At 41.3% G+C, this 11,126-nt stretch carries 7 protein-coding genes; 1 reads left to right on the top strand and 6 read right to left on the bottom strand.

The annotated features are described in order from the left end of the window. The 4 genes from AB7U21_RS00950 to cca all read right to left on the bottom strand — a co-directional run. Window positions 1-1,878 (bottom strand): S8 family peptidase (locus tag AB7U21_RS00950; RefSeq protein WP_428386484.1); only part of this gene is annotated, 1,878 nt, incomplete at its 3' end. Between the two features lie 49 nt (window positions 1,879-1,927). Next, window positions 1,928-2,458 (bottom strand): hypothetical protein, encoded by a 531-nt coding sequence (locus tag AB7U21_RS00945; protein WP_333787947.1) that lies wholly within the window; start codon window positions 2,456-2,458, stop codon window positions 1,928-1,930. 387 nt (window positions 2,459-2,845) lie between these two features. Continuing rightward, window positions 2,846-3,043, bottom strand: a complete 198-nt coding sequence (locus tag AB7U21_RS00940) for a hypothetical protein (protein ID WP_428386482.1) — start codon at window positions 3,041-3,043, stop codon at window positions 2,846-2,848. Between the two features lie 167 nt (window positions 3,044-3,210). Then, window positions 3,211-4,572 carry a CCA tRNA nucleotidyltransferase gene (gene cca / locus AB7U21_RS00935; protein WP_333786899.1) on the bottom strand — a complete coding sequence of 454 codons (1,362 nt, stop codon included), beginning with the start codon at window positions 4,570-4,572 and terminating at the stop codon, window positions 3,211-3,213. A 171-nt stretch (window positions 4,573-4,743) separates the two neighbouring features. On the opposite strand from cca, the gene AB7U21_RS00930 reads away from it, so the two are divergent. Next, window positions 4,744-8,391 (top strand): NosD domain-containing protein, encoded by a 3,648-nt coding sequence (locus AB7U21_RS00930; RefSeq protein ID WP_428386479.1) that lies wholly within the window; start codon window positions 4,744-4,746, stop codon window positions 8,389-8,391. A 31-nt stretch (window positions 8,392-8,422) separates the two neighbouring features. On the opposite strand, the gene proB is transcribed toward AB7U21_RS00930, so the two are convergent. Together proB and AB7U21_RS00920 are read right to left on the bottom strand one after the other, a co-directional pair. Beyond that, the gene (gene proB, locus AB7U21_RS00925) at window positions 8,423-9,547 is read right to left on the bottom strand and encodes a glutamate 5-kinase (protein WP_428386477.1); all 1,125 of its coding nucleotides are present in this window, start codon (window positions 9,545-9,547) and stop codon (window positions 8,423-8,425) included. 20 nt (window positions 9,548-9,567) lie between these two features. Further along, window positions 9,568-10,968: a glutamate-5-semialdehyde dehydrogenase gene (locus tag AB7U21_RS00920; RefSeq protein WP_428386475.1), complete on the bottom strand. Its 1,401-nt coding sequence runs from the start codon at window positions 10,966-10,968 to the stop codon at window positions 9,568-9,570. Window positions 10,969-11,126: the final 158 nt, after the last annotated feature.

The raw sequence follows: 11,126 nt of genomic DNA, 5'->3' as shown, positions 1-11,126 counted from the left end.
TGCTGTTTGAGGTGCCAATCCTGTCAGGTTGTAAAACTGTTCTGTTGTATTTGCGACAAAGGAACCATCGATATATACCATCACATGTTTAAGGTCATAATCTTCTGGATCTGTCCATGTCCATCTTATCCAGCCAGATGCAACTCCGGTTTCTTTGAGATCTGTTATGGATTTAGGTGGTATGAGATCGCCCATTAATTTTGTGAAATATTTGGCCGAATCAGCTACCCCGTAACCATAGACATGATCGAATCCCGGTGTATCAACATCCACCACAGCATCTGAGAGTAATTTCCCGCGCACTTCTGCAGCAGTCATTGAAGTGTTGCTGCTCCAGATCTGGGCTGCGATCGCTGCAACATGAGGAACAGAGGCACTGGTTCCCCAGAATTCAGTGAAACCCTCGGTTGATGTGGATATGCCATCAACTCCACATATATCAGGTTTCGGCCTGAGGTGTTCTTCAGGGTAGGCAATTGTTACAGGCCCCTGGGAAGAGTAGTATTCAATGGTGTTAATATTGTTCCATGGCACAGCTCCTACGGCAACGACACCTGGAGCAGCAGGGTGGCCATATATGGAATCTTCGGCAACCAGGTTGATCTTATCGACCGTAGCTCCGAGAGACGGGTAAAAGAACAATTCCAAAGTGCGTGTTGCTGCAGTACCTTGGTAATTGTATACTCCTATATAGTAATCCTTTTCTGGTCCGTCGTTGTAGAACTGTATCCACTCAAGTGGATCAGGTCCGGTACTATTTGAGACGGCTAAGATATCATATTCATCATACAGGAGAAGATCATAGTCATTTGATGAAGAACCAAACGGATCATCCCACTGAAGAATGACCATGACGCTACTTCCTGTTTCCATATGTATGGTGAAGAACTCATTATGGAAGTTGTCACCATCATTAACGAACGTTCCCTGATAATGAGAATCTCCCTCATTACCTGCTGAAGACAGATATAGTACATTATTCTCATTGATCACATCTTCAATATGAGAAGCTACTATCCCATCCTCAAAAAAAGGTTCTTCGTACCATGCAACATCATCTATTATAATGTTGCAACCCGCTGCAACCAGTTCATCAATAGCTGTGTTGAATGCTATGATGTTAGCACCGTTATCATGGAAATAAAGCTTTGCTTCGGGCACCATATCATGTATGATCTCTAGTATGGCAGTGCCTTCATTTCCTCCGAATATATCACTTAGCACAGTAACATCTTCAGGCAGATCTCCGGAGGCCTGTGATACAGTGAGATGATCCACTCCATCCGAGATCACTCCGATCTTTATTCCGCTTCCATCTTCACCATAAAAGGTTCGTACGCTGGCCGTTCCATGTACGTCATCTCCCTCGGTATTGACAGATCCAGCATTTGTTACAGGCGGCAGTACAGTCCTTATGCTTTTTACTTCTTCTAGAGAAGCGAGCTCTTTCAGTCCATTAAAACTTATCCATGCTACCACAACCGAATTTCTTTCATCCGTATCTGTGATCTCATGTACAAAGGGTTTAATCATTTCAACGTTGCAGTCCTCTTTCAGATGGACATATACGTATACAAGGTCTTCATCCAGTCCATTTGCTGAGTTGGCTGGAATAAAATTTGATGATCGAAAATCATTTGAGTTTGTCATAGGTATCAATGATGATCCTGATGTTGTTGTGTCACATATAAGATCAAGAAGATCGGTACTGATCTTCTGCCGTGATTCTGTCATGTTATTTTTGTCAGCCTGAGAATAAAGCTGGAAAACAGCGTCATTTCCTGTTGAAGCCTGTGAAACAGGGGTGATAACAATCGATATCAAGAAAATTGTTAATACAATACCAATTATCTGGGCAATAGGATTAACTCTATCCAACCACTACTCCTCCTTTTTTTCAGTTTACTGGAAGCTTAGTTCTACACTGTCATGTTCTTTTTATTCTTCTTTTGAACACCATTCCAGTAAAAAGGACTATTCCTATCAGCTTGATCCAGTTCCCGTCTCCAAGATAATTGTTTTCTTCGGCACTATGGTTGCCACTAACGTTCTCTTCGGTTGCAGCAGAACCGTTGTTCACAACAGGAGGTATTACAGTTCTTATATTTTTGACTTCCTTCAAAGAGGCAAGTGTTTCCAGTTCATTAATGCTTACCCTTGCAACAGCTACTGAATTTTCCTTATCCCAGTCAGTGATCTCCTGCACCAGAGGTTCTATGTTGCTGGTGTTGTTACCCTTATATAGATATACATACACGTACACAAGGTCGCTACCATCTGAATTAACAACAGTTTCAGTTGATGATTGGTATTTAGTTGCTTCCAGAAGTTTAATCAGATCTGTGCTTAACTTCTTTTCAGCCTCTGTCATGTTATACTTATCTGTCCCGGTTGAACCATGGACAATAAAAACTGATACGGCAAACACCATCAGTGCAATAGAAATCCTTATGATCAAATTCCTTTTTCTCCCCATGATGATCCCTCAATTGAAACAATTTTTTATCGATCTCTTTTTGCCTTTCTTTGCTTATACGAACTACAAGTATAGTACTTGGCTATATCCTTTTCGATAATGTTTTATAGATGCGACTGAACTCACATCAGTAAAAAAATAAGAATACTGAGCATCATGAAAAATCAAACTCTTTTTCACTATTAGAACAGAGAATCATGTCTATGTAGTATTTACACACATACAATGAATGCAAAAATATTCTATATATTTTAAAATGTTGTCTTATTGTACCTTCTCCCCTTAGAAAAAACCTTGTAAAGAATAAGTAACAAGTCTTAAAGAAGGCAAGTTGCAAAGTTGAATTTGCAACCAGCTTGCTAGCTTTTTTCATTCCACGTTCACTGCAACTAATGAAACCCCAAGATCCTTTTCAGCTTGAAGGAGAAGCTTGAGATCTTCTTCGGACAGATCTGCATACCTAATGTTCATGCCTGAAAAAGCCAACAGTGTTACACCCATCTTTTCTTCCAGTTCTTTGATAGACTTCATCTGTTTAGCCGTAAGTGAAGAAAATGCCCATATCATATTATTACCCTTAAAGGACAACAATCTTTTACTATTTAATACTAGTCGCAGTATTAATTAAGCATATTTGTAAAAAATAATATATATCTATGTACATGTATTTATATAAGTTTAATTTATATGTTATGTGCTAAAACAATTATATGATATTATCACCACAGGACACTTTATATCCTGGGCCAATTCATCAGGAACAATTTGAAGTTCATGTCCTGGATACTATATATCTCACTGTTATGAAGCAGTTCAAATCCGCTTTTTACTGAGGAACTAACCTGTTTACCCATGGAACACGAAGTAAGCCTCTCTTTCAAAAGTGAACATGCATCAGAATACTTGCGGGGTATTTCTGCTACATAGGTACCGTTTTCTATATAGAATGCAAAAACATTTTCTGCATTTACATATTTGGCTTTGAAGGTTTCGGCATGCTTATGGACCCATACAGGCGGACCCCTGTGCTTCCGCAAGGCTGGAAGAGTGGCAGACATGAGCTCCAGTAATATTACTGTTTTTTGTCCTGACCATGATCCTTTATTAAGGACCTTGAATTCATGCTCTTCAAGCAATGCAACAACTGCAAGCTCCATCTTATACAGTTGTGGATATAGTACATCTTCCACTACATCAGGTGTTTTGAATGTGATAGCAATAAATGCAGTCCCACGTGACCTAAGTCTTTGAAGCAGCTCGCTGTCGGTCACTGATGTGTCAGATCCCGGGAAAAAGAAATCCAATGTAGGAGACAGTAAGAATTCTCTACATGGATCGATGAACATGCAAAACTTATCCAGCGACAAGGCCGCAGCAACATTGCGTTTCGGATCAGTGGGATCCACTACAACGAGCGGCTCTGCATGTTGTGTAGTGCCGTGTGCGTTCAGGTCGATATATGTGCCAGGCTGCCAGCCGCAGGCAGATCTGATCACATTCTCAAAAGAACCATATTTTATCACAAGCAGTTCTGTAAGATAACCTGAGAACCCCTGTGTTCTCAGTTCTGAGCCATATACACCTGCTCCTTTCATGAACTGTTTTAGCAGCAACACGTCCGGTTCAAGTCCCAGAATATTTCTTTTAACAAATTCGTTATGGAAAGGTGTTCTATCAACTGCGGACCTGATGCATGCAGCGGACTGTACTCTGAAACAGGGGACTATGTCCACATCGAACCCTCTGTATCTCATATTTATGTAAGGGTGTTCAGCATAGCGTTCTTCAAAAAATTCGGATTCTTCAGCTATTTTTCTTGCAATGGTCAGCCCATTTTTTTCAAGTTCTTCCCTGCTGGCGTTTTCCGGGAACATGATGAATATGTCCAGATCATGTGTCCCCGATATCCAGGTATTTCTGGCAGCTGAACCGACAAGGCTGGCAGACACATCATCCAGGCCCATTGAGCAGGCTATGAGCTCTACTTTTTTTACAAGCAACTCTGTTATCTCTTTCAGATGGTCCCTTTCTTCATTTTTTGGACTTATCCTTTGCAGAACGACTGCTCTCAATCCTTTAAGTACATCGTTTTCCATAAAAGCCACTTTATGTCCTATGATGCTGCTTATGCTTTTCTTGGAGTTATAATTTATGGAGTAGTTACAGCTTGGAAATAAATTTATTATGTTATTGCAAGTTTGAAAAGCAAACAAATATTATATACTTATTTTTATTATATTACTTGTATTGTTTAAAGAGGAATATATATGAAGAAAAACCATCTTTTACTACTAATTCTTTTTTCTTTGATGTGCACGTCAGGTATTGCTTTTGCGAACTCATCGGTTCCGGTCCAGGAATCAATTAATCCTGCTTTTGTAGCGCAGTCCACAACACAGGCTCAAAGCGTCGATATGCTGAGCAGCGGGGAGGGGGCCACAGGCCAGTTATCCGATACAATAGACTTCTCTTATATTGATTATTCACCTTCCTCTCTAATGCTGGATACTTATCTCCCATATTATGATCTCAGGACGCAGGGGAAGGTCACTTCTGTAAAAGACCAAGGGTCATGCGGTTCATGCTGGGCCTTTGCATCATATGCCTCCCTTGAATCAACTCTTATGCCAGGTGAAAACCTTGATCTTTCGGAACAGAATCTAAAGAACCTGCATGGATTCGACGTAGATCCATGCTCAGGAGGAAATGCCCAGATGGCAACTGCATATTTTGCCAGATGGGCTGGTCCTGTATTAGAGTCAAAGGACCCATATGATCCATCCATTATTTTCTCTCCTTCTCTGAAAGCTACTAAACATGTGCAGGAATCCATTTTCCTTCCGACAAGGAAATCATCACTAGACAATGATGCTATCAAATGGGCTCTTTATCAATATGGAGCAGTTTATGCTTCAATGATATGGTCCGATTCATCCTATGATTCTAAGAATAATTCTTATTATTATACAGGTTCTTCTACTACAGGAGGTCACGGTGTCACTATAGTAGGATGGAACGATAGTTTTGACAGCAAAAGATTCTCTCCTGCTGCCCCAGGCAATGGAGCCTTCATTGTAAAGAACAGTTGGGGGGATTCATGGGGAGAGGCGGGCTATTTCTATATCTCCTACTACGATTCCAGTTTTGCAAAAAGGAACGTTAATGCCGTTTTCACAGCTGAACAGGTCAATAATTACGATAATATCTACCAATATGATCCGCTTGGCTGGACAGCATCCGTTGGTTACGGGGATACCGTAGTATGGGGAGCAAATGTGTACACTGCGTCATCAGATGAGGTTCTGGAAGCAGTATCATTCTATACTACCAGTTCAGGGGTCAGCTATGATGTATCTATTTACACAGATGCCGTTTCCAATCCTATCGGGGATCTGAAGAGCAATGTTTCAGGCATTTTTGATTATTCCGGTTACCATACTGTAACCTTGGATGATCATGTGGACCTTGACACAGGACAGAATTTCTCCGTAGTGATCAAATTAACTACTTCAGGATATGGTTATCCTCTTGCCATGGAAGTACCACTGCCTTATCTTTACAGCAGTTCCGCAACATCAAATGCTGAAGAAAGTTACATCGGGGAAAACGGACAGGTATGGGAGGATATCACATCCGTGTTTCCCAATGCCAATCTCTGTATCAAGGCATTGACATCGGATGCTGTCCCAATGACGGTGATGAACGCAGATACAGGGAAAACTTACTTCAACATCAGTACTGCTGTGCAGGACCCACTGACACTTCAAGGCCATACTATCCTGGTGGGTCCCGGAACATTGCAGGATAATGTACGGGTAAATAAAGCACTTACAATAAGGTCGTCCACAGGCGATCCTGATGACACAGTGGTGAAAGCGCTCGATCCTTCAGGACACGTTTTCTATGTGACGGCTTCCAATGTTTCGATATCAGGTTTTAACGTCACTGGTTCTCTTAATAACAAAGGTATATACATAGACGGAGTAAAAGGCTGCAGTGTTTATGACAACATTGTTACAAATAACAATTATGGCATATATGTCCGCTCATCCGTGGATGTAACTATTACAGATAATCACGTAACAGCCAACAATGCAGGTATCCTTCTTAGCGGTTCATCTAATTGTAATGTCCTAGATAATGAAGTAGATGCTAATGCGGGTCAGGGTGTGTACCTGCTCAGCACGTCAGCATGTGTGGTTAATAATAATACCTTTGATTCCAACTTACAAGGTTTAAGACTGGATGACAGTGTTGATAATTATCTTACAGCCAATAATATCAGTTCAAGTAATTATGGCATATTGCTGTTATCCTCTTATTCGTTGGATACTGTTTCAGATAATGCAGCAATGGACGGTCCAAATGTTGCTGCGGTCGAACTATCCGATAAGAGTTCAGCAGGATCTCATCCGAAGCTATTGGGATCGGACAGGATCACTCCCAGATCAACTCATGGAAATGTTCTCGACGGCAATACAATTCGATCGAATAGTTATGGTATCTTGTCAAAATACTCGGTTTACAATAATATTGTCAATAATACTTTGTATTCCAATGACCAGGGCATTTACTTTATTGATAGTTCTTTAAATACTATCCAGAACAACATTCTGGACTCCAACTCGTTACAAGGTATCTACATGCTGGCATCTGACGATAATAATGTGAATAATAATACAATCAGGCAAAATAATGTAGGCATTCGCCTGCAATCAGGTAACAGGAACATGCTGAATAACAATTCAGTAATATCTAATAGCTACGGTCTATTGTTGTACTCTGCCACTGATAGTACTATTTCTGACAACAGCTTATCTTCCAACAACCAGGGGGTCTATCTTGTCAACTGCACTTCCAGTCAGGTATTGAACAACACCGCTTCTCTTAATGTCTATCAGGGAATTTATATTGTAAGATCTCATGATAATCTGGTTAAGAACAATCAATTGATTCAAAACAAAGCAGGTATCCGTCTTGAGCTAAGCAATAGCAATGTACTGGATGAAAATATTGCAAGATCAAATAGTTATGGCTTCTTACTGCAATCCGCTGCTGATAACATTATTTCCAACAATGCTGTTTCCTCCAATAACCAGGGCATTTACTTTATAGACGGTTCTTTCAATACCATCACAGCAAACACAGCAAGTGGCAATACTTTGCAAGGTATCTACCTGGTCAGTTCCCATAGCAATGTCATTGAGTATAACCGGGTGCTACAAAGCAAACAAGGTATTCGTCTTCAGTCCAGTGATCAAAATATTTTAGATGGAAATCATCTGCAGTCAAATTCCTATGGTGCGTTATTGCTTTCCAGTGATAACAATTCCATTCTAGCAAATGCTGCAACAGAAAATGAAATAGGTATAGGTCTGAGTCTTTCAGATATGAACCTGCTGGCGGACAACGAAGCCCTTAATAGTGCAAGTTCCGGGATATATTTTGATTCTTCAAGCTATAATGATCTCATTTCTAACAGGGCAGCATACAACAAATATGGAATGCGTCTGTATAAGAGTACACACAATGCACTTGAGGAGAACCGACTTGCAAACAACAAGTATGGTTATCTGGCGCAGTCTTCAGGTGACAACTTGTTAAAAACCAACAATGTATCGCTCAATGAATGGTGTGGTGTGTATCTGCAATCTTCCGGTTCTAACCTTGTCTTCAACAACATGTTCAACAATATTAAGAACGTTGTTGATGATGGCTCAAATACCTGGAACATCACAAAGACCACAGGTACGAACATAGCGGGGGGCTCGCACATTGGAGGCAATGTATGGGCTTCACCCAAAGGAACAGGCTTCAGCCAGACAGCCACGGACGTAGATAAAGATGGGATATGTGACACAAAGTATAACGTGGTAGGTAGTTCTTTTGACTACCTGCCTCTTTATTTCAGGTGATCGAAAATTATCGCAGAAAGAGAACATTTCTTCAGAATAGTCCTATGTTCTCTTTTTTGATCACATGGTTATAATTCTTGTATCCAAGGAGATCTGCTATCTGGTTAGTGTGCTGGCCTTTGATCTTGGTCAGTTCACTTGATGAGTAATCAGTGATCCCTTTTGCAAAGACTTCCCCGTTGGATCTTATTTCGATGATATCCCCTCTTCTGAAATCACCGTTAACATTGGTGATGCCAGAAGGCAGGAGGCTCATACTATTTTTGATGGCTTCTTTTGCACCCTCATCAACTTCCACTGAACCGCAGGATCTGGATAACAAGATCCAGCGTATCCTGTTCGTGTGGACTTCCTTGTTTGCCATGAATAGCGTACCTATTTCCTCGCCATCGAGTAATCTGAGCAGGATGTCTTTTTCTCTGCTGCTGGCGATTATCGTGTGGCAGCCCGCAAGACCACAGATCTTGGCAGCCATTATTTTTGTTCGCATGCCTCCCACGCCTTTGAGACTTGTCGGATTCCCTCCATAGCTTTCCACTTCAGGAGTTATCTCCTCTACAAGGTGAAGCAGCTTAGCACCATGATTGTTGTGGGGGTTCTTGTCATAGAGCCCATCAATATCCGAGAGGATTATAAGGAGATCTGCTTCTGTTTTGCTGGCAACCATGGCAGATAGCTTGTCATTGTCCCCAAAAGTCGCTTCGATCTCATGTACGCATATAGGGTCGTTCTCATTGATTATGGGGATAACTCCATAACTAAGGAGGGTGTGCATACTGTTTCTGAGATTGAGATATGTTAACCTGTTAGAAAAGGACTCATAAGTAAGGAGCAACTGAGCTACCTTCAGTCCATATTTGCTGAAGGCTTTACTCCATTCCTGCATGAGCATGCTTTGTCCAACAGCTGCTGCAGCCTGTCTTACAGGTATTTCCCGTGGCCTTGAGTCAAGATCGAGCACGTCCACTCCAAGTCCTATGGATCCTGAACTTACTATTACTACCTTCTTTCCTGAATTATGCAGTGTAAAAACCTGTGAAGCTATGGAATCCAAGAAACCAGGGCTTAGTTTACCTTCATCCTGGTTTATGGATGTAGTCCCTATTTTCACCACAATTTTGTTTATGTCGCCTAAAAGCTCTTTCCTGCTGCTCAAGAACATTGCCTCTGCATAGTTTATTTTTCTGTTATGACATCAGAGAGTTCTTTGTTCAGCTCTCTGTGGGTGAATTTCTTTGCTTCAGGTCCTACATAGTCAGCAACTTTATCGCCATTTCCTATGAGGACATATTTGTAGATCATAAGACCTTCCATGCCCACAGGCCCTCTGGCATGGATCTTGTTAGTGCTTATACCGACTTCCGCTCCTTTACCATATCTGAAACCATCGGCAAATCTTGTGGATGCATTTATCATGACGCTGGACGAATCCACAAAGTTAGCGAACTTTTTCTTTTTCTTCTGGTTCTCGGTAACAATGGCGTCAGTGTGATGTGATCCATATGTATTGATATGCTCAATGGCCTCTTCTATTGAACTCACCAGCTTTATGGAAAGAATAAGGTCGTTGTACTCGGTACTCCAATCTTCTTCCACCGCGCGTACCAGATTTTTAATGAAATCTATATGCTCCAGTATCGCAAAGGATCCTTTATCACAACGTAATTCCACAGCTGCACTGTCCAGCATCTGGGCCATTTTAGGCAGGAACTTCTCCGCAATCTTTTCGTGCACCAATAATGTTTCCATAGCATTGCATACGGCAGCATACTGCACTTTTGAATCAAAACAGATGGTGTAGGCTTTTGCCAGATCTGCATCCTCATCAACGTATACATGGCAGATCCCGTCGGCATGGCCGAGTACTGATATCTTTGTATTGTCCTGAATGAACTTTACGAATGCGTTAGAGCCTCTGGGTATGAGCAGGTCGATATAGGTATCCATTGCCAGGATATCCATTACTTCTTCCCGCGTTTCCATGAGCTGGAATGCCCCTTTTGGGATCCCTTCCACTTTCTCGACAGCTTCTACCAATATATCGAATATGGCCCTGTTTGAGTTAAGTGCCTCTCTTCCACCTTTGAAAATGGTGGAATTCCCGCTTTTAAGACAAAGTGCCATGATCTGGGGAACAACATCCGGTCTGGATTCAAATATCACTCCTATCAGACCAATTGGACAGCTTACCTGATAAAGCTCCAGGCCATTGTCAAGCTCCAGAGAACTCATCGTCCTGCCAACAGGGTCTTCGAGTTTTATTACATCTCTTATGCCAGCTATCATGCCATTTATCTTACTGTCGCTGACCTTCAGTCTGTCTACCATTGCCTGGGTAAGTTCACCTTTTCTCTGGGCTTTCTCAGCGACTTCCAGGTCTCTTATATTAGCTGAAAGTATGGCTTGCCTGTTGATGTCCAGTGCATTTGCCATTTCTTCAAGTGCACGGTTCTTTATATCCGTGCTCACGCTTGCAAGGGTGATGGATGCTTTTTTAGCTTCTATCACCTTTGCTTCTATCTCTGTTACCATGGATCGAACCACCTGAGCTTGTTTCTGAAAGAGGGGATGTATCATTTATTCAGACTATATAACTACTAACTGATATTGCAATTAGTTCTTAAGCCTTATACTTATCGATAATGGATTGGTAGCTATAAAAATTCCGAATCTACCAAGTGAAAAAATCGTAACCTTCCCTTTTAGATATATTTATCAATAATTGTTCTGTAAGG

Origin of the sequence: Methanomethylovorans sp. (assembly GCF_050177135.1) — an archaeon.
In the GTDB taxonomy this organism is placed as follows: Archaea; Halobacteriota; Methanosarcinia; order Methanosarcinales; family Methanosarcinaceae; genus Methanomethylovorans.
This window is presented reverse-complemented; position numbering and strand designations above follow the sequence as displayed.